16 protein-coding genes are annotated in these 21126 nt (G+C 42.8%); 1 reads left to right on the top strand and 15 read right to left on the bottom strand.

Going from position 1 to position 21126, the window contains the following annotated elements; genetic code table 11:
• Positions 1–320: 320 nt before the first annotated feature.
• The 13 genes from AC1Q59_RS11210 to AC1Q59_RS11150 all read right to left on the bottom strand — a co-directional run bounded on the left by AC1Q59_RS11210 (position 321) and on the right by AC1Q59_RS11150 (position 18506).
• A complete protein-coding gene (locus tag AC1Q59_RS11210; RefSeq protein ID WP_492365906.1) occupies positions 321–1115 on the bottom strand; it encodes a transporter substrate-binding domain-containing protein in 795 nt (264 codons plus the stop codon).
• Between the two features lie 369 nt (positions 1116–1484).
• The gene (locus AC1Q59_RS11205) at positions 1485–1922 is read right to left on the bottom strand and encodes a BrxA/BrxB family bacilliredoxin (RefSeq protein ID WP_492365905.1); all 438 of its coding nucleotides are present in this window, start codon (positions 1920–1922) and stop codon (positions 1485–1487) included.
• Between the two features lie 84 nt (positions 1923–2006).
• Positions 2007–3143, bottom strand: a complete 1137-nt coding sequence (gene meaB, locus AC1Q59_RS11200; RefSeq protein ID WP_492365904.1) for a methylmalonyl Co-A mutase-associated GTPase MeaB — start codon at positions 3141–3143, stop codon at positions 2007–2009.
• Entirely contained in the window at positions 3136–5295 is a 2160-nt protein-coding gene (gene scpA / locus AC1Q59_RS11195; protein ID WP_492365903.1) for a methylmalonyl-CoA mutase, read from the bottom strand. Before scpA ends, meaB begins: the two co-directional genes overlap by 8 nt.
• Positions 5288–7099, bottom strand: a complete 1812-nt coding sequence (locus AC1Q59_RS11190; RefSeq protein WP_492365902.1) for a methylmalonyl-CoA mutase family protein — start codon at positions 7097–7099, stop codon at positions 5288–5290. Before AC1Q59_RS11190 ends, scpA begins: the two co-directional genes overlap by 8 nt.
• 645 nt (positions 7100–7744) lie before the next feature.
• On the bottom strand, positions 7745–9094 hold the full coding sequence (locus AC1Q59_RS11185; RefSeq protein ID WP_492365901.1) for a dihydrolipoamide acetyltransferase family protein: 1350 nt from the start codon (positions 9092–9094) through the stop codon (positions 7745–7747).
• Positions 9095–9225: 131 nt separating this feature from the next.
• Positions 9226–10209, bottom strand: a complete 984-nt coding sequence (locus AC1Q59_RS11180; RefSeq protein ID WP_492365900.1) for an alpha-ketoacid dehydrogenase subunit beta — start codon at positions 10207–10209, stop codon at positions 9226–9228.
• A gap of 15 nt (positions 10210–10224) precedes the next feature.
• Positions 10225–11223 carry a thiamine pyrophosphate-dependent dehydrogenase E1 component subunit alpha gene (locus AC1Q59_RS11175; protein ID WP_492365899.1) on the bottom strand — a complete coding sequence of 333 codons (999 nt, stop codon included), beginning with the start codon at positions 11221–11223 and terminating at the stop codon, positions 10225–10227.
• Positions 11224–11348: 125 nt separating this feature from the next.
• Complete coding sequence (gene lpdA / locus AC1Q59_RS11170; RefSeq protein ID WP_492365898.1) at positions 11349–12770, bottom strand: dihydrolipoyl dehydrogenase; 1422 nt, start codon at positions 12768–12770, stop codon at positions 11349–11351.
• A 184-nt stretch (positions 12771–12954) separates the two neighbouring features.
• Entirely contained in the window at positions 12955–14061 is a 1107-nt protein-coding gene (gene buk / locus AC1Q59_RS11165; protein WP_492365897.1) for a butyrate kinase, read from the bottom strand.
• A 153-nt stretch (positions 14062–14214) separates the two neighbouring features.
• A complete protein-coding gene (gene bcd / locus AC1Q59_RS11160; protein ID WP_492365896.1) occupies positions 14215–15312 on the bottom strand; it encodes a branched-chain amino acid dehydrogenase in 1098 nt (365 codons plus the stop codon).
• A 63-nt stretch (positions 15313–15375) separates the two neighbouring features.
• On the bottom strand, positions 15376–16278 hold the full coding sequence (yqiS, locus tag AC1Q59_RS11155) for a phosphate butyryltransferase (protein WP_492365895.1): 903 nt from the start codon (positions 16276–16278) through the stop codon (positions 15376–15378).
• 155 nt (positions 16279–16433) lie between these two features.
• On the bottom strand, positions 16434–18506 hold the full coding sequence (locus tag AC1Q59_RS11150; RefSeq protein WP_492365894.1) for a sigma-54 interaction domain-containing protein: 2073 nt from the start codon (positions 18504–18506) through the stop codon (positions 16434–16436).
• 202 nt (positions 18507–18708) lie between these two features.
• Here AC1Q59_RS11150 and AC1Q59_RS11145 point away from each other — a divergent pair, with 202 nt between their 5' ends.
• Positions 18709–18945, top strand: a complete 237-nt coding sequence (locus AC1Q59_RS11145; protein ID WP_492365893.1) for a DUF2627 domain-containing protein — start codon at positions 18709–18711, stop codon at positions 18943–18945.
• 84 nt (positions 18946–19029) lie between these two features.
• On the opposite strand, the gene AC1Q59_RS11140 is transcribed toward AC1Q59_RS11145, so the two are convergent.
• Both AC1Q59_RS11140 and spo0A read right to left on the bottom strand, forming a co-directional pair.
• A complete protein-coding gene (locus AC1Q59_RS11140; RefSeq protein ID WP_492365892.1) occupies positions 19030–19758 on the bottom strand; it encodes a glycerophosphodiester phosphodiesterase in 729 nt (242 codons plus the stop codon).
• A 293-nt stretch (positions 19759–20051) separates the two neighbouring features.
• Positions 20052–20849, bottom strand: coding sequence for a sporulation transcription factor Spo0A (gene spo0A, locus AC1Q59_RS11135; RefSeq protein ID WP_492365891.1), 798 nt, complete (start codon positions 20847–20849; stop codon positions 20052–20054).
• Positions 20850–21126: the final 277 nt, after the last annotated feature.

The raw sequence follows: 21126 nt of genomic DNA, 5'->3' as shown, positions 1-21126 counted from the left end.
TCAATCCTCTCACTATCAACTAGATTTTTTCATTTTAAACGATACCTACTGACCTCTAGAGGTGAGAGGACAGATACGAGACGTAAGCTTGTTGTTCATAGGTTATGCTATTTTCTAATATTGCATGAACTTGTTTTAATGATGGCTCTTGTTAAGCTTAGCCATTAATTTCCGCTCAAGTCAACTATGCTGTTAAAATCAACATTAACCTTTCACACATCCTAAAAGAAAAGGAGGGCAGCCTCTTGGGAGAAGCTTCCCTGATTTTTCAAAAAACGTTCAGAAGTGTGGTGCTTCTGAACGTCCTGAAGTATTTACTTTTATTCTTCAAACCATTTCTTGATGATAGCATCAATTTCTCCGCTATCAATCATTTCTTTAAGGGCTTTATTGAATTCTTCAGTTAGTTCGCTGTCCTTTGGAAATGCAGCTGCATATCCGCCGTCAGCATCTTCGATTGTAAAACCATCTAGGTCTTCGTTGTTTTCAAGATAGCCCGCTGCCACAGTGTCTTCGATGATCGCTGCATCAAAACGGCCAGCTTTAATTTCTTGAATCACTTCTGGAATACGATTGCGGTTTTCAACCGTCATATCTACTTCTTCTGCCAGTTCATTGGCTTTCTCCTCTTGGATGGAGCCTAATTGAACGCCAACCTTTTTACCGCTAAGGTCTTCAACCTTTTTAATGCCACTGTCTTTTTTCGAAACGATCATATGTTTTGAAGTGTAGTAGATTTCACTGAAATCAACGCTTTTTCGTCTATCATCTGTAGCTGACATCGCTGACATAACAAAGTCTACCTGTCCAGATTGAAGCGCTTGAATCAATCCGCCAAAATCCATATCGTTAATTTTCACTTCATAGCCTAGCTTCTCTGCCACTGCTTTTGCAATTTCAGGATCAATCCCGATAATATCGTCGCCTTTAGCTGTATCAATAAATTCAAATGGTGCATAGTCTGCTGATGTTCCCATTGTTAATACTTTTTTCTCTGTTTTTTGGTCATCTGCTGAGCCGCTTCCCTCTGATGCTGGTTCTTCGCTTGTTCCGCAGGCTGCAAGTAAGCCGATTACTAGTATACTAACGAAAAAATAAGAGAAGATTTTTTTCATTTTTGTTTTCCCCCTATAGCATTCCGAAAATTGATAATAATGTCAATTTATATTATCTTCTATACTCTATCAATTTTCAAGCTTCTTTTTTATTAATATTTATTCATCTAAATGTATTTTAACACATTTTTGTTTTTATGCAATAGTTTTATATAAACAGGTGAACAAATGCTATTTTTCATGTATGAATAACAGGATTAGCATGGTTTATTTATGCATAGATTATTCTTTTTTATTAATAATTAAACCGATTTTCTATAAGGGATTAAGCAGTTGGAAATGTTTTTTTAATATAGGTATATTGTTTATCCTTATCAGTTTATACGAAAGCCAAATAAAAAAAGCCCCGAAGTTCGGGACTTTTTATCATTAAAGCTCTTCGCAATGCTGTTCGAACGCATTTTGCAGTTTTTGGATGACTGCCATTGGCTCATGGCCTTCGATGTCATGACGTTCGACCATGGTCACGATCTTACCATCTTTCAAAAGAGCAAAAGATGGTGAGGATGGCGGATAGCCTGTGAAATATTCACGTGCTGTCGCTGTTGCCTCTTTGTCCTGGCCTGCAAACACAGTCACAAGCTGATCAGGTCGCTTATCATAGTGGACGGCGTGTGCTGCCGCTGGACGAGCAATTCCGCCGGCACAGCCGCAAACGGAGTTCACCATTACTAGTGTTGTCCCTTTCTGCTCTAGAGCCTCTTTCACATCATCAGCTGTTTTTAATTCTGTATAGCCAGCAGACACAATCTCTTGACGCGCCTGATTAACAACATCATTCATAAAGATATTGAAATCCATGCTCATTATTTATCGTTCCTCCTTAAAATTTAGCTTTATACCATCATACCAATAGTTACATGTATTTTTCAACGCTGGGAACTCGGATCCCTAAAGGGGTTCATTATTTGATCTTCCCGCATACACGGAAAAAAGCTCTTCAACTGCGGAAGTAACGGTTCTGGAGCCTGCGATGACTTCGTTTTCTATTTTAGGAAGCAAAGCTTTAATGTTTTGATCGTAAAAAAAGCTGATCTGCAGCTGATCAATGATCATCGAGTAGATCCATTCCTTTGTCTGGGATCTTCTTCTTTCCTCAAAGACACCTGTTTCCTTTGTTGTTTCCTCAAATTGACGGATAAGTTTCCAGATATCTTCCATCCCCTCGTTTTCCAAGGCAGAACAGGTGGAAGCCTTCGTTGTCCAGCCTTTGGTTGCCGGCTGAAGAAAGTGCAGGATTCGGTTATATTCAGCTTTTGTTTTATTAGCGAGCTGTTTGTTAGGACCATCTGCTTTGTTGACGATAATGGCGTCGGCGAGCTCCATAATCCCTTTTTTCATTCCTTGAAGCTCATCACCCGCTCCTGTTAAAACAAGCAGCATGAAAAAATCAACCATATCTCTGACAATGACCTCGCTTTGGCCGACACCAACCGTTTCTACTAATATCACATCGAAGCCGGCCGCTTCACATAAAATCATGGTTTCCCTTGTTTTACGGTGAACACCGCCTAGCTTACCGGCTGAAGGTGATGGCCGGATAAAGGCTTGCGGATTGCGGGAAAGCTGCTCCATTCGCGTTTTATCACCAAGAATGCTTCCTCCGCTCAGGCTAGAACTTGGATCAACTGCCAGCACGGCTACTTTGAAACCCAAATCGCATAGATAAGTTCCGAAAGCTTCAATAAATGTACTCTTACCTGCACCAGGGACACCGGTAATGCCAATGCGAATGGACTTTCCAGAATAAGGGAGGATCTTTTGCAAGAGATCCTGTGCTTTTCGAAAATGCTGTTCAGCATTGCTTTCAATTAAAGTAATCGCCCTTGCCATGATCGTGCGGTTGCCGGCAAGAATGCCGGCAGCCCATTCATCAATATTAATATCCTGCTTCGCTTTTTTCTTAAAACGATTATTCTTGACAAAGCTTGCCTGATCATGTGCGACCTCAACGCCTCTGCGCACTACACTGGTAAATTGATCAGGATTTTCCCGATCAAACCATTCAGGTTTTTTGTCCTTATCCATTTGAAACTTCCTCATATCCAAGTCGGGTATAGATTTCGCGAATCACCTTCTGCGCAGCAACAGGGATCACAGTTCCAGGACCAAAAATGGCTGCAGCCCCTTTTTCATATAAGTACGCATAATCCTGTGCCGGGATGACCCCGCCGATAACAACCAAGATGTCTTCGCGATCCAGTTTTTTCAGTTCCTCCACAAGCTGTGGAAGCAAGGTTTTATGGCCGGCAGCAAGCGAGCTGATGCCAATGACATGGACATCGTTTTCAATCGCCTGCTTCGCTGTTTCTTCCGGTGTCTGGAATAATGGACCAATATCCACATCAAAGCCTAGGTCCGCAAAGGCTGTAGCAATGACCTTCGCTCCGCGATCATGGCCATCCTGACCCATTTTGGCGATAAGGATCCGCGGTCTTCTGCCCTCATTTTCTAAAAATTCATCAGTCATTTTCTTCACTTCAGCAATTTCATCTTCATTTGAAAAGTGTGAGCTGTATACGCCGCTAATGGAGCGGATGATCGCCTTGTGGCGGTTTGCTACCTTTTCAATCGCGTCAGAAATTTCACCGAGTGTGGCACGCACTCTTGCTGCCTGTACAGATAGCTCGAGAAGATTGCCTTCACCGCTTTCTGCTGCTTTAGTAATCGCAGCCAAGGCTTCTGCCACTTTTTCCTCATCGCGTGATGCTTTTAATTTTTCAAGCTTTTCGATTTGCTTCAAGCGCACAGCGGTATTGTCAATATCAAGAATGTCGATAGGCTCTTCCTGATCTAGACGGAATTTATTAACGCCTATAATCGTTTCCTTGCCTGAATCAATTTGCGCCTGTCTTCTGGCTGCTGCTTCCTCGATGCGCATTTTTGGCAAGCCGGTTTCAATCGCTTTTGCCATGCCGCCAAGGCTTTCTATTTCTTCAATATGCTCCCAGGCCCGCTTGATCAGTTGGTCTGTTAAGGATTCCACATAGTAAGAACCAGCCCATGGGTCGATCACATTGGTGATACCTGTTTCCTCCTGCAGATAAAGCTGAGTATTCCGTGCGATGCGTGCAGAGAAGTCCGTCGGCAGTGCGATGGCTTCATCCAGGGCATTGGTATGCAGGGACTGTGTATGCCCCATAGCCGCTGCATGGGCTTCAATTAACGTTCTCATAACATTATTAAATGGATCCTGTTCGGTTAAGCTCCAGCCGGAGGTTTGCGAATGGGTTCTGAGTGCCATTGATTTTGGATTTTTCGGTTCAAAGGTCTTCATCATTTTTGCCCAGATGAAGCGCGCCGCACGCATTTTTGCGACCTCCATGAAATAGTTCATGCCGATTGCCCAGAAAAAGGACAGTCTTGGCGCAAAGGAATCAATGTCAATTCCTGCTTTTAGGCCTGTGCGGACATATTCCAGACCGTCGGCCAATGTGTAGGCAAGTTCAATATCCGCTGGTGCCCCCGCTTCCTGCATATGGTAGCCTGAAATACTGATGCTGTTAAACTTAGGCATGTACTTGGAGGTGTATTCAAAAATATCAGCAATGATTTTCATCGACATGTCTGGCGGATAAATATAAGTATTGCGGACCATGTATTCTTTTAAAATATCATTTTGAATCGTGCCCGCTAGCTTTTCCTGGCTGACTCCCTGTTCTTCGGCGGTCACGATAAAGAACGCCATAATGGGAAGTACAGCACCATTCATCGTCATTGAGACAGACATTTGATCCAAAGGAATCCCATCAAACAATGTCTTCATATCAAGAACAGAATCAATCGCCACACCTGCTTTTCCGACATCACCGACTACTCGCGGATGGTCAGAATCGTAGCCGCGGTGTGTCGCTAGGTCAAAAGCAACCGATAATCCTTTTTGTCCCATCGCAAGGTTGCGGCGGTAAAACGCGTTACTCTCCTCTGCTGTTGAGAAGCCTGCGTATTGCCGGACTGTCCATGGACGATTGACATACATTGTTGGATATGGACCTCTTGTATATGGCGGAAGTCCTGGCTTTGAATCAAGATGCTCTAGCTCCTCAAGATCCGCTTTAGTATAGAGCGGTTTCGTTGCTATCTGTTCATTTGTTTCAAAGGTCAGTTCACTCGGCGGAATTTCGGCAGTCTTTTTATTTTCAAAAAGAGATATGTTTTTAAAGTCAGGTTTTTTAGTCATGTTTTTCCGCCTCCATTTCGCTCAGCAGTTTCGCTAAGATCTCATAGCAATTGCTTCTCAGGTGAATGAATTGATCGATGCCAGCCTCAAGGAAGGATTCCTGACTTTCAGGCAGTCCTGCCAGCATTATTTTTACATTAGGCTGAATTTCTTTCACTGAACGGACGATTTCGGCTGCTAATTCATGATATTGGCTGTCTGATCCGCAAATGATGTAGTGTGTCAGCTTGGTCTGTTCTGCAAACGCTGCAGCTTGCTCCCCCTTATTGATATCAGAAGCCCTTACAGTACTGATGCCGCCTGGTGCCAGAAACCCTGTAATAAAGTCTGCGCGTGCTTTATGGGCCTTAAGTTCACCAAGACATATAAGGCCTGCTTTTGGGCTGATTTTCTCCGAGATTCTGCGAAGCTCTTCGTATGGTTCAGATAGGCGCACCTGCGGAAGAGCCGATTTTGTTTTAGCCTCTGCCTTTAACGGGGTGTCCTTTAAGCTTGCATAGATGTTTGTACCGATTATGCTCTGCTTTCTTGTAAAAATATCCTTGTTTCTTCTATTTAGAACGTCCTGTATTTGTTTCTGAAGCCAGCCAGTTTCAAGTGCTTTTGTTATGCCGCCTTTTTCTTCGATTTCAAGAAAAAGTGCCCATGCTTGTTCTGCCAGCTGATTAGTCAGGCTTTCGATATACCAGGATCCGCCTGCTGGATCAACGATATTTTTTAAATGGGCTTCATTTTTTAAAATTAATTGGGTATTTCGTGCAATTCTGTCAGAGAATGAAGTGGCTTGATTTTCCGGCTCATTGTACGGGCTGACATGCAAATATTGGATTCCGCCAAGAACAGCAGCAAATGCCTCGTTTCCAGCGCGGAGCATGTTCACATATGGATCATAGACAGTTTTTGTAAATCCTGATGTTTCACCAGAAATGACCATTTTTTGCTGTTGCTCATCTGCCCCAAAGCTTTCAGCCACTTTGCTCCAAAGCAATCTAGCGCTGCGAAGCTTGGCAATTTCCATGAAGAAATTACCGCCGATGGAAAATTTAAAAACCAGCTTCGATAAAATGGTTTCAAGACTTAGTTTGCGTTCAAGAAGCTCAGCGGTATGATGAACACCAGCCGCTAAGGCGATTGCCAGCTCTTGTACCGCGTTTGCCCCCGCATTGTGATAGACGCTTGTATTTACTAAAATCGTTTTTAGTTTGGGCATTGCTTTATGTGCGGATTGAATGGTTTCAGCCCATTTATCAAGTGAGTTTTTGTCTAAGGCTACTCCCTGTTTGGCCGCATCGGCAACGGGATCTGCCGCAATGTAGCCCGAAATGTTTTCGCTGTTTTCAAGGCTTGCTAGAGCTGCAAGAATTTCTTCCTGCTGATTATTATTTCCTTCTAGACTAAAGGGAAATTGTTTATATAGGTCGGTGCCGAGTGACTTAAGTTCGTTAATGTTTATTTTTTCTGCGTCAAAAGCAATTGCTGTTTGTCCCTTTTTCATTGCCGATTTGATTGCTTCATTTAAATTTGTGTCCTCTTTGGGTTCAAGCTTTTGTGCGACCTGCCACTCGTCGGTGAGATAACCAAGCGATGCAGATCCTCTGCGAAAATCAGTTTGGCCTGGTAATTGGGAGACCTGCTGATTTTCCAGGTCTTCTTTTGTATAAAGCGGTTTCAAGTCGATGTTTTCATATGTATGACGATATAATGTTGAGATGTTTTTTCCTTTTAATGCTTCTTCGGCCTTTTGCTGCCAGTTCTCAATAGTTTGCTGTTCAAAGGTTTGATGGATCATCTTTTCTAGTGTCATATGCCACTGTCTGAAAGAGACAGCTTCCCCCCTTTTTAGCGGAATGAATTTTCAGTAAAATTCTTAATTTTATTTTAGTATACATATGGGATTGTGGCAATTGGAGAAATGGCTCGTTGAAATGCGGATGCCTTTGGACTCTTCCACTCTCTTTTCTGCTTGTTCTGTCTAAAGGGCGAACAACTTTAGACGCTCCCACTCCATTTTCTTCTTGCTTTGTCTAAAGGGCCAACAACTTTGGACTCTTCCAATCCATTTTCTACTAGTTCTGTCTAAAGTGCAGTCGACTTTGGACTCCCCCACTCCATTTTCGCCTTGCTCCGTCTAAAGGGCGAGCTACTTTGGACTCCCTCACTCCATTTTCGCGTTGCTCTGTCTAAAGGGCGAGCGACTTTGGGCTCCCACACTCCATTTTCGGCTTGCTCTGTCTAAAGGGCGAGCGGCTTCGGACTCCCCCACTCCATTTTCTGCTTGCTCTGTCTAAAGGGCGAGCGGCTTCGGACTCTCCCACTCCATTTTCTGCTTGCTCTGTCTAAAGGGCGAGCGACTTTGGACTCCCTCACTCCATTTTCGCGTTGCTCTGTCTAAAGGGAACCACTTCCACTTATAAAAAACGGCCACCGTCGCCGGCAGCCGTTTTTCTGCTTAATATACAGATGTATTTTCTTTTGAAGTATTTTCAAGGATTTCTTTAACACGCTGTAAGAAGCGGCCACAAACTAGTCCGTCAAGGATACGGTGGTCTAGGGATAGACATAGGTTAACCATGTCACGCACAGCGATCATGCCGTTTTTCATAACGACTGGACGCTTAACGATGGATTCAACCTGTAAGATTGCCGCTTGCGGATAGTTGATGATTCCGTTTGATTGGATGGAACCAAAAGATCCTGTGTTATTGACAGTGAATGTACCGCCGGACATTTCTGCAGAACTCAATTTGCCTGAGCGAACTTTTGCTGCAAGCTCATTGATTTCACGGGCAATGCCTTTGATTGTTTTTTCATCGGCATTTTTAATAACAGGTACGTATAGGGCATCATCTGTTGCAACAGCGATAGAAAGGTTGATGTCTTTCTTCTGAACGATCTTGTCGCCTGCCCACATAGAATTGATTTGCGGGAATTCTTTCAGTGCTTGAGCAACTGCTTTTACAAAGAAAGCAAAGAATGTAAGGTTGAAGCCTTCTTTTTTCTTGAATTCGCCTTTGATGGAGTTACGGTAGTCAACAAGGCTGGTAACGTCTACTTCTACCATTGTCCATGCATGAGGAGCTTCGTGCTTGCTGCGAGTCATGTTAGCTGCAATAGCTTTACGCACACCAGATATTGGAATCTCGATATCCCCAGGAACCACTGGTACGTTTGGTGCAGATGCTTGCTTTGCAGGAGCAGCCGCTTTTGGTGCAGCTGTTTCTGCAGGTGCAGCCATTTGCGCTGACGGCTGTGCAGGCTGTGCCGCCGCTGGTGCTTGGCCAGCTTGTGGAATATTGCCTGACTCAATTATTTGCATTAAGTCTTTGCGAGTGATACGGCCTTCTGCGCCTGTTCCAGTTACTTGATTTAAGTCAATGCCATGCTCTTGGGACAGCTTTAATACAGCTGGTGAATAGCGTACTTTGCTGCCATCAGCTGCTTTTGGAGCTGGTGCAGCATTCGCTGCTGCCTGTGGAGCTGCTGCTGGTGCCGGTGCTGATGGAGCTGGTGCACTTTCAGCTTGTGGTGCTGCTGGTGCTGCTTCTGCAGTACCGCCGCCTTCTGTTTCAATGGTTAGAATAACTTCTCCAACCTCATAAGTTTCGCCTTCTTGTGCGATTAATTCTTTAATCACTCCAGTAAAAGAAGAAGGAATTTCAGAGTTTACTTTATCTGTAGTTACTTCAGCTAGCGGGTCATATTTATTTACTTTGTCGCCAACGGAAACCATCCATCTGTTGATGGTACCTTCAGTAACACTTTCCCCTAACTGAGGCATCTTAATTTGTTCGATTGCCATTAGGTTTTACCTCCTTGAGCCTATCCATTTCTAGTTGCTGCATTCTTTGCAGAAGTTTATTATAAATAGCCACTATTAAATTTGTCCGTTGATTGCAGCGAGAGGCGCTTCAATCAACTAATGTGATTAGATTAAAATTCTGCCAGTTCCCTCATTGCTTTTTCAACTTTATCTGGGTTTACCATGAAGTATTTCTCCATTGTTGGTGCATATGGCATAGCTGGTACATCTGGGCCTGCCAAACGCTTAATTGGAGCGTCTAGTTCAAATAAGCAGTTTTCAGCAATGATTGCAGAAACCTCACTCATGATGCTTCCTTCTTTAGTATCCTCTGTTAAAAGCAAAACCTTACCTGTTTTTGTTGCGGCTTCTATGATTGCTTCTTTATCAAGCGGATATACTGTTCTTAAATCAAGTACATGAACTGAAATGCCATCTTTTGCTAGCTTTTCTGCAGCTTGAAGAGCGAAGTGAACGCAAAGTCCATAAGTAATAACGGTTAAGTCTTCACCTTCGCGCTTTACATCTGCTTTTCCGATTGGCAATACATAATCATCATCAGGAACTTCCCCTTTGATTAGACGGTACGCACGCTTATGCTCAAAGAAAAGAACCGGATCATCATCACGGATTGCAGCTTTTAGCAGACCTTTCACATCATATGGAGTAGAAGGCATAACAATTTTTAATCCAGGCTGGTTAGCAAAAATTGCTTCTACTGATTGAGAGTGGTATAGGGCACCATGTACGCCGCCGCCATATGGTGCACGGATAACCATTGGACAATTCCAGTCATTATTGGAACGGTAGCGGATTTTTGCTGCCTCAGAAATAATTTGGTTGACAGCAGGCATAATGAAATCAGCAAATTGCATTTCAGCAATTGGACGCATGCCATACATTGCTGCACCGATTCCAACCCCGGCAATTGCAGACTCTGCAAGCGGTGTATCTATTACGCGGTTTTCTCCGAATTGCTCGTATAAACCGTGAGTTGCCTTGAATACTCCGCCTTTTCTTCCAACGTCTTCCCCTAAAACAAAGACTTTAGAATCTCTTTCCATTTCTTCGCGGATTGCTTTTGTTACCGCATCAATATAAGAAATTACAGCCATTTTAGTTCCCCCTTACTATTCAGCATAAACGTATTTCATTGCATGCTCTGGTTCAGCATATGGTGCATTTTCTGCATAATCAGTTGCTTCGTTTACAGTTGCCATTACACGATCATTGATCTCTTTTTCTTTTGCATCATCCATGATGCCATTTTCTTTTAAGTAAGCAGCAAAAGTGATGATCGAATCCTTTGTTTTTGCTTCTTCTACTTCGTCTCTTGAACGATAGCTGCGGTCATCGTCATCAGAAGAGTGTGGAGTTAGACGGTAGGAAACCGTTTCAATTAAGGATGGTCCTTCACCGCGGCGGCCTCTGTCAGCAGCTTCTTTCACTGCTTTAAACACTTCAAGCGGATCATTTCCGTCAACCGTTACTCCTGGCATACCATAGCCAATCGCACGATCAGAAACCTTTTCACATGATAATTGTTTTTCAATTGGAACAGAGATTGCGTATTTGTTATTTTCACACATGAAGATAACTGGAAGCTTGTGAACTCCTGCAAAGTTAGCCCCTTCATGGAAATCTCCCTGGTTGGATGATCCTTCACCAAAGGTTACAAAGGTTACTAGGTCTTTGCCTTCCATTTTTCCGCCTAAAGCTACCCCAACCGCATGAGGAACTTGAGTGGTAACAGGAGAGGAGCCAGTGACAATACGGTTTTTCTTTTGTCCGAAGTGTCCTGGCATTTGGCGTCCGCCTGAGTTTGGATCTTCAGCTTTTGCAAAAGCGGAAAGCATTAGATCTTTCGCAGTCATTCCAAATGTTAAAACAACCCCTAGATCACGATAGTATGGAAGAACATAATCCTTCTCACGATCAAGCGCAAATGCGGCACCAACTTGTGCTGCTTCTTGTCCCTGACAGGAAATAACAAAAGGAATTTTCCCAGCACGGTTTAAAAGCCACATACGTTCGTCAACACGGCGGGATAAAAGCATCATTTCATACATTTCTAATACTTGTTCATCGCCCAAACCTAGTTCAGCATGACGATTTTTCTTCTTAGCCATTTAAATACCCCCTAGATCAATATGTAGGGGCCCCAGCCTCCGTACTTCGGAGCCCAAGAGCCTTTATACAGAAGAAGGCAGCTGCCCTCTTTTTGAGATGCAGCTTGATGCCTTCATTTCTTTTATTACCCGTGAATGGCTTTGCCTTCAACAGCAAGAGCCGCTTCACCAATTGCTTCAGATAATGTTGGGTGTGGGTGGATTGTGTGTGCCACTTCCCATGGTGTTGCATCGAGAACTTTTGCCAGGCCTGCTTCAGAGATCATGTCTGTTACATGCGGCCCAATCATATGAACACCTAAAATGTCATTTGTTTCTTCATCAGCAACAATTTTTACAAACCCATCTGCTTCACCAAAGACAAGAGCTTTACCGATTGCACGGAAATTGAATTTGCCTTTTTTCACTTTGTAGCCTTGTTCCTTGGCCTGATCTTCTGTTAAGCCGACACTTGCAGCTTCTGGAGCGCTGTAGATACACTTAGAAACAAGGTTGTAATCGATTGGTGATGGATTTTGCCCTGCAATATGCTCAACAGCCACAATTCCCTCATGGGAGGCAACGTGTGCAAGCTGAAGACCGCCGATGACATCACCGATAGCATAAATGTGTGATTCTTTTGTTTGGAAATATTCGTTTGTAATGATATAGCCTTTTTCCAGTTGAATATCTGTATTTTCAATGCCGATTCCTTCAGTATTTGCCTGACGGCCAACAGAAACAAGAATCTTATCAGCCGTGAATTCCTGCTGTTCGCCTTTCACTTCTGCAGAAATCGTTGCATTGCTGTCCGTTTGTTTTAACGTTTCTGGAAGAACTTTGGCACTTGTAATGATGTTGATGCCTTTTTTCTTCATAATGCGCTGCATTTCCTTAGAAATTTCTTTATCCTCAGTCGGAATGATACGGTCTGCATATTCAACGACTGTTACTTGTGCACCAAAGTCTGATAGCATAGAAGCCCATTCAATCCCGATAACGCCGCCGCCAACAATGATGATGGAATTAGGGATTTCCTGCATTTCCAGCGCTTCATCAGAAGTCATGACATTTCCACCGATTTCAAGTCCTGGTAACGTGCGTGGACGAGAACCTGTTGCAACAATGACGTTCTTAGGAACTAGCATGGCGTTTTCTTCGCCGCTGTTCATTTCAACAGAAATTGTTCCAGGCATTGGAGAGAAAATAGATGGGCCTAAAATACGGCCAAGACCTTCAAAAACATCGATTTTCCCTTGCTTCATTAAATGCTGTACACCTTTATGAAGCTGTTCAACAATCCCGCTCTTTCTTTCTTGAACCTTGCCAAAGTTTACTTTGACGTCACTTACGGATACGCCGAAATCTTCGCCGCGTTTGGTTGTTGCGTATACTTCTGCACTTCTTAGCAGGGCTTTACTTGGGATACAGCCTTTATGCAAGCATGTTCCGCCTAATTTTCCCTTTTCAACAATAGCTGTCTTTAAACCAAGCTGAGACGCGCGGATCGCTGCTACATAACCGCCAGTCCCTCCGCCAAGAATGACCAAATCATATTCTTCTGCCACTTGCGTTTCCTCCTATACAACCGATCTAATATGCGAACCCTAGTACATTAAGGGAATTGCTCGTTGCTTTAACGTATTACTCCACCGGGGGTCAGGCCCCCATCGCTGTAACGCGCTGCTCCGCTGGGGGTCAGGCCCCCAATGCGGTAATGCGTTAACATGTTGGGGTTCACCCCTGGATGACTTATACTAAGACCGTTTCTCTTACGTTACCTGGGTAGTGCTTTACTTGTTCTTCTTTGCGGAGTACGCGCAGTGCTCCTTCTGCAAGAGCCTGCAATTCGTTTTCTCCTGGGTGAACAATGACATCAGCGATCCAGTTGATTCTGTCACTGATTTCTTTAACGAAGTCTTTGCCGTAGGCTAATCCGCCGGTGATGATAATGGCGTCAACTTTGCCTTTAAGCACTGCACTTGCTGAGGCAATTTCTTTTGCCACTTGATAAGCCATAGCAGAGTAGACAAGTTTAGCTTTCTCATCGCCAGCTTCAATCATTTTTTCAACCTTAACTGCATCGTTAGTGCCAAGGTATCCGACAAGACCGCCCTGTCCGACTAGTTTTTTCATGACTTCATCACGGTAGAACTGGCCTGAGAAGCAAAGATTCACTAATTCTCCGACAGGTACTGTTCCGGCGCGCTCAGGACTGAAAGGACCTTCTCCGTGAAGACCGTTATTTACATCAATAACCCGGCCTTTCTGGTGGGCACCAACCGTCACACCGCCGCCCATATGAGCAATAATCAGATTTAATTCTTCATATTTTTTGTCTAATTCTTTTGCCACTCTTCTTGCAACAGCTTTTTGGTTTAATGCATGGAAAATACTGATGCGTTCAATTCCCGCAAAACCGGAAATCCGTGCAATCGGCTCCAGTTCGTCAACCACTACAGGGTCAACAATATATGATGGAATATTTAAAGCAGATGCAATTTCGAACGCTAGGATTCCGCCAAGGTTTGAAGCATGCTGGCCCGCATAGCCTTCACGTAAATCAGTCAGCATTTCTTCATTAACCGCATAGGTTCCGCCTTCGATTGGCTTTAACAATCCGCCGCGGCCGCAAACTGCACTTAATTTGGAGATGTTCATGCCTTCTTGATCTAGCGCTTCAAGAATAACATTTTTGCGGAATTCATATTGGTCGATGATATTTTCAAAGGAATTTATTACATCTGCATCATGACGCAGTGTTTTTTCAAAAATAGAAATTTCATTTTCGAACACTCCAATTTTCGTGGATGTCGAACCAGGATTGATTGTGAGAATTCGATATGTCTGTTCTTGCACTGTTTTACCTCCATTTATGGAAGTGTAAACCTCCATCAGATTAAAGCATTAACGTAAACGGGGTCCCCGAAACTCGAAAGTTTCAAGGGCTCCCCACTGGTTTAATGCATTACTGTAATGGGGGACAGACCCCCAATGCTTTAAAGTGATAAATTATTTTCTGCGGCTTAGGATGTGATGGCCGTTTTGAAGGAATTGGCTGCGAGAGTTGCGCATTCTTTCAATTCTTTCTTCAACCATACGGTCAGCTGCTTTGTATGTTGGGATATTTTCACGTTTTGAGATTTCGATAACCGTTTCAATGCTTTGGTATAGGCCTTCAACTTTTTTCATTGCACGATCTCTGTTGTAGCCGTATAGTTCGTCAGCAACGTTGATAACACCGCCGGCATTGATTACATAGTCTGGTGCATAGATAATGCCCATTTCATGGATTTGATCGCCGTGGCGCTCTTCTTTTAATTGGTTGTTGGCAGATCCAGCAATCACTTTTGCTTTTAATTGTGGAATAGTGTCATCATTTACAGTTGCACCTAGAGCACATGGAGCATAGATGTCGCACTCTACGCCGTAGATTTCATCTGGTCCTACAGCTTTTGCGCCAAAGTCGTTTACTGCACGCTCAACAGCTTCTTTATTGATGTCAGTAACGATTAATTGTGCGCCTTCTTCGTGAAGATGTTTACATAGGTTATATGCAACGTTACCTACACCTTGTACAGCTACTACTTTTCCTTCTAATGAATCTGAGCCGAATGCTGCTTTAGCAGCTGCTTTCATACCTACATATACACCGTAAGCAGTTACTGGTGAAGGGTTACCTGATGAACCGAATGCAGGAGAAATACCTGTTACATAATCTGTTTCTTCATGGATAAGGTCCATATCAGCCACAGTTGTACCTACATCCTCAGCAGTGATGTAGCGTCCATTTAAGCCTTGGATGTAACGGCCGAATGCACGGAACATTTCTTGGTTTTTGTCTTTCTTAGGGTCGCCGATTATAACTGTTTTACCGCCGCCAAGGTTAAGACCTGCAGCCGCATTTTTGTAAGTCATTCCTTTTGCAAGACGCAATGCATCTTCAATAGCTGCCTCTTCAGAAGCATATGTCCACATACGAGTACCGCCAAGTGCTGGTCCTAATGTAGTGTCATGAATAGCAATGATTGCCTTTAAGCCTGAAGTTTTGTCCTGGCAGAATACCACTTGTTCGTAATCGTATTTCTCAAGATATTTGAAGATTTCCATGTTTTTTATCCCCCTAAAATTGTAAAGTTTTATTCCGAGTTAATTTTTCCATAAAAAGCAAATTTATTTAGAAGCAGAGCAAATTGCCAATGCCAATGAGTAAAGTTTACTTTCAGCGGAATCAGCTCTGGAAGTTAGCACAATTGGCGCTTTCGCTCCGGCAATAACTGCTCCGACCTTAGCTTTCGCAAAATAAATAAGTGATTTATATATTGCGTTGCCAACCTCAATCGTTGGAACTAACAGGATGTCTGCACGGCCTGCAACATCACTTCTTATTCCCTTATGTTCAGCAGCAATTTGCGATACAGCATTATCTAGGGCAAGCGGGCCGTCAACCACACAATTCTTGATTTGTCCTCGCTTATTCATCATGGTTAATGCTGCGGCATCCAATGTTGCCTGCATAGCAGGATTCACCACTTCAACAGCAGCAATCGGAGCTACGAGCGGTGTTTCAATACCGATGCTTTGAGCAATTCCCACTGAGTTTTGGATGATTTGTGCTTTTTGCTGCAAATCAGGCGCAATGTTCATAGCTGCGTCAGTTACGATAGTAAACCGGTCGTAGCCAGGAACTTCAAATACAGCAACGTGTGAAAGTACACTGCCGGACCTTAAGCCGAAATCCTTATTAAGGACAGCTTTTAAAATAACAGCAGTCGGTACATTTCCTTTCATGAGAACATCGGCATCATTTTGCTTAACGGCTTTAACTGCATTCTCCGCCGCTTGCACATTTGAATTGGTGTGAATAATTTTCACTTTACCGCTGTTCGCCATGGAACCGTGTTCTTCCATTATTTGCTGGATCTTTTCTTTATCCCCAAACAATAAAAAACTTGCCAGGTCGCGCTTGAGCGCTTCTGAGACGGCTTCGATGACTTCGTGATCCTCTGCAGCTGCTACAGCGACTACTTTTTCTTCATATTGGGTTGCTCTCGTTATAAGAGTATCCAATTCCATCTGTCTCAACCCCTTTTCAAAAACCCTTCTAGTTAACCAGATTCATGTTGCAACACACATTATTATTTAATGCAAGAAGTGTGCCAACTTAAAAACCCCATGAAAACGCTTTATATTTCACAATAACACCATGCAAAAAATTGCATACATGAAAATTATTGCATGCCATCATTTGCAATTCCATATTTTTCAATCTTATAATACAAATTTCGAACTGAAAGGCCAAGCTGTTTGGCAGTCTTTGTTTTATTGCCGCTGTTCTGTTCTAAGGTATTCTTAATAATATTTTTTTCATACTCCTCGAGCTGCTGTGATAAATTTTTCTCTAAAACAGTATCAATTTCATATTGTTTATTAGGATGCTGATGTGTACCGCCTTTTGCCAATACCGGTACATGATGTTCATCCAAAATATTTTCATTATAGTTCATAAAAATAATGGCTCTTCCGAGTATATTATCGAGCTCTCTAACGTTACCCGGCCAATCATAAGCCATTAGTTTTTTTAGCGCCCCTTCAGAAATCTCTTCGACATTTCTGCCATATTCCTGATTAATTTTTTGCAGGAGCCTTATGCATAATAAAGGAATATCCTCTTTCCTTTTTCGAAGGGACGGGATATGGATAGGCATTCTATTTAACCTATAATACAAGTCTTCCCTAAACGTGCCGGTAGCAATTCCTTTTTCTAAGTTGACATTTGTTGCCGCAATTACGCGGACATTAATCTGAATAGCCTTCGTGCCGCCAACTCGAGTAATTTCCTTTTCCTGCAGAACGCGTAAAAGTTTGGCCTGAGTGTTGGCCGAAAGCTCCCCAATTTCGTCGAGAAAAATACTCCCATTATTTGCTTCTTCGAAAAGACCTCTTTTTCCGCCGCGTTTCGCACCAGAAAAAGCGCCCTCTTCATAGCCAAACAGCTCGCTTTCTAATAAGGATTCAGACAGAGCTGCACAATTGACGCGAATAAATTTATTGTATTTTCGATCGCTGCCATTATGGATAGCATGGGCAAATAGCTCTTTACCTGTCCCCGATTCCCCGCGAAGAAGAACGGTTGCTGGTGTTTTCGCCCCCAGCCTTGCTTGTTCAATCGCAATCGTCATTTCTTCGGATTTCCCAATAATGTCATCAAAGGTATATTTGGCCTCAAGATTGCGAATGATCTGCCGGGCCCGATACAGTTCTCTGTTTAACGTTTCGATTTCTGACACGTCATGAATGACACCGACGCTTCCTTTTAAAATACCATCAACAATCACTGGTGCTACATTTACAACTACTTCTTTCTTTTTCGGACCGACCCGCATGGCTACCCCTCTGACAGGACGCCTTGTCTGAAGAACCTTCATATGTACACTTTCACCTTCAGAAATATCAGCAGATGCTGGTTTTCCAATGATTTTTTCTTCCGAAAGTCCGGTGATTCTCGAATAGGCAGGGTTAATCAGTAAGCCGCGCCCGTGCTCATCCACAACGGAAATTGCTTCATCACTTGATTGGATAATCGCCTGAAGCATCGTTTTGACTTCCTTCAAATTCGTAATTTCTTCTGCGAGATTCATCACTTGGGTAATATCTTTAAATACAGCAAAGGCACCAATAAGCTCGCTGTTTTCTCCAATCATCGGGATTCTTGTCGTAATGATTTTTAACCCATTATTTAAGACAAGCTCCTGATTCTGTTCGGCTCGCCTTGTTTCCATGACCCTTTGCAGCTGGCTATTCGGGATAACATCTAAGATATGCCGTCCGATTGCTTTTTCTTTTTTTACGCCAATCATCTCTTCAGCACTTTGGTTAAAAAGAATAATCTCTGATTGGCGGTTGATGCCAATCATCCCGTCGCCTGTTGAGTTAAAAATAAGATCGTGCTTAAATTTTTCGTTTTCTATGCTTGAAATGAGGTCCTCTTTTTCCTCAATAAGAGCCGCAATAAGGTAAGCAACACTTCCCGGGATTAAGACCGAATGCTTTCTTTTAGCCTCGCGGAGCTGTAAAAAGACCTCTTGGTCCCCAGTTACTTCAATAATGATATCTATTTCCTCAGAAATGAATTCGCGCCAGTCGGTCCCTGTCTGAATTCCATACTCCTTAGCAAGCTTTAGACCAGGAGCATGGGGATTGGTATCAACTATGACCTTAACCTTTAGCATTGAGGTTTCCATCAGAATTCGTAATAACGCACTGCCGCCCTTGCCAGCGCCTACAATCATTACTGTTTGCATAACTATCCCTTCTTTTTTAGCTGAAATTTATTTCACAAAAAATTCATTCAATTATGCAAAATATTTCATACTATTTAATTTTATCCCTATTCCTTAATCTTGACAAATTTCCACATTCATTTATGATGAAGTGGGACGCAAGGGGACTTTTTTCCTTGCAGATATTGAACGTATTATTGGCTAAGAAATGAAGGGATACCACATGGTTCGACTTATAGCTTTGATCATCATGGTGATACCAGGCGCAATTGCTGCATATGGAATAAAGCTGATGAGGGATATGGTGTTTGGCATTCTGCAAAGTCCGTTTCCTGCACTTTGGATGCAATTTTTAGTGGGATTGATTCTTTGTATTGGCGGGATTGGCTTTATTGGGGGCTTTATTCTTCACCGAGATCGAAAAAGAAATAAAGTACAGCAAAGATTTAATAAAAAATAATTGAGCGGAGACAGTACGGGCGTTCATTCTAAGGATTTTTATTTTTTATAAAAAGCATGGCACTTTTTAGTGGCCATGCTCTTTTTATCTATATTGTTCTTTAACTTTTCGTGCCAAAAGAGGGTCATCTGTTATAAACGCACTGCAGCAAGCGGCAAATAGCCGTTGCATTTCCTTTTCTTTATTTACCGTGTATGGCCTGACAGCAATACCGCAGGCTTGAGATTCTTGGATCAGCTTTGTTTTTGCGATTGTATATTTTGGGTGCATGCTTTTTGCCCCAATGGATTGTGCATATACCCATGGCATATAAAGCCCCTCAGAAAACAACGGAGCTGTTTCAATTTCGGGCGCCAGCCGATAGCAGTACACAATGCTGTAATGATTAAAGGATGAAAGAATGATCCGGTCTGTCATTCCATATGAACGAATGAGGCTAATGACTTTTTCCTCCATCCCCTCATAAGGAAAAACTCCATTTTTCAATTCAATATTGCAGTTGATTTGATTGGTTTTCATCCATTCGAGCACTTCTATTAAGGAAGGTATGGGCATCTTTTTATGAAAAACATTTTTTCCAGCGCCAGCATCCAGCTTTCTGATTTCCTTGAATGTAAGGTCTTTTACATACCCTTTCCCATTTGTTGTTCGGTCGACCTTTTCATCATGGATGACGATCAATTCGCCGTCTTTTGTCATTTGAACATCTAATTCGATGCCATCTGCACCCGCTTTTTCAGCTTCCCGGAATGCCTTCATCGTGTTTTCGGGATATAGGGCTGAATACCCTCTATGGGCAAAAATTAATGTCATGAAATGAACTCCTTTGCCATTGGTTCTTTCCTTTAGTTACTTTAATTCTAGGCTTTGTAAATTTGGCCGTTGATTTCCTCTCCAAGGCGCTTCGCTTTCCGGGGGGTTTTGCGAACCTCCTCGTCACATGCGTTCCTGCGGGGTCTCCCTACACCGCTGATCCCACAGGAGTCTACGCGCCTTCCAATCCAATCAACTGAGCAGTTAAATCAACATCAAGCTGGAATAGTGCCTTATCAAAAAAAAGTAAAAAAGCGCTCCCGCTTTTGAGAACGCTTATTTGTCTATTCCTTTCAAGAAGCTTTATGCTCTAATCGCAATTTGTCAGCCACCATGGCAATGAATTCAGAGTTTGTTGGTTTTGCTTTGGACATGCTGACGGTATAGCCGAATAGAGAAGAAATAGAATCGATGTTCCCCCTGCTCCATGCGACTTCGATTGCATGACGAATCGCCCGCTCTACACGGCTGGCAGTTGTATTAAATTTCTTTGCAATGTCAGGATATAAAACTTTTGTAATCGAGCCAAGCAGCTCAATATCATTGTAAACCATCGAAATCGCTTCACGCAGATACATGTATCCTTTTATATGTGCTGGTACTCCAATTTCATGAATTATACTGGTTATACTGGCATCAAGATTTTTGGATTTGGGTTCTGCTTGCTGAGGACGATAGGATGGTGCTGAAGCGGACTTTCTGATCACATGGCTAGATTTTCCACTTACCTGTCTAATATGGTTTGCTAAGTTTTCCATATCAAACGGCTTCAAAATAAAATATGAAGCCCCAAGATCAACCGCTTTTTTTGTCACATCTTCCTGGCCAAAAGCTGTCAGCATAATGACATTTGGAAGGTTGTTTTTCTTTATTTCCCGCATTTTCTCTAACACAGCTAGACCGTCCAAATGCGGCATAATTATATCCAATATAAGGACATCCGGATCTTCATGCTCTAGAACCTGCAGGCAATCCTGTCCGTTATGGGCAACCCCCACTACTTCCATATCGTCTTGGGATGAAATATATTCTTCTAATAGTCCGACAAGCTCCCTGTTGTCGTCTACGATACATACTTTTATTTTCTTCACGTATACTTTCCTCCTCAATCCAATTCTGGTCTCTTTGCCATCTCTTTTATTCTAAATTAGAAATTCGACAATGCAACCGAAATTCCTCTGCTTTTTTGAAAATTTCTCAAAAATAGGAATAAATCTTTAGTTTCCTTTCATTTTCTCCCGCATTCGACTGATTTCGCCATATTTTTAAAATTGAATTGGATTTGTCGAAAAATCTTTATCTCAATTATATCACAACCATATAAAAAATATACACATTACCGCGTTAAACCACCGGGGGACAGGCCCC

The sequence above is a fragment of the Cytobacillus sp. MT66 genome (assembly GCF_058792595.1).
Note: the sequence above shows the minus strand (reverse complement) of the source record. Positions and strands in the feature narration are given on the sequence as shown.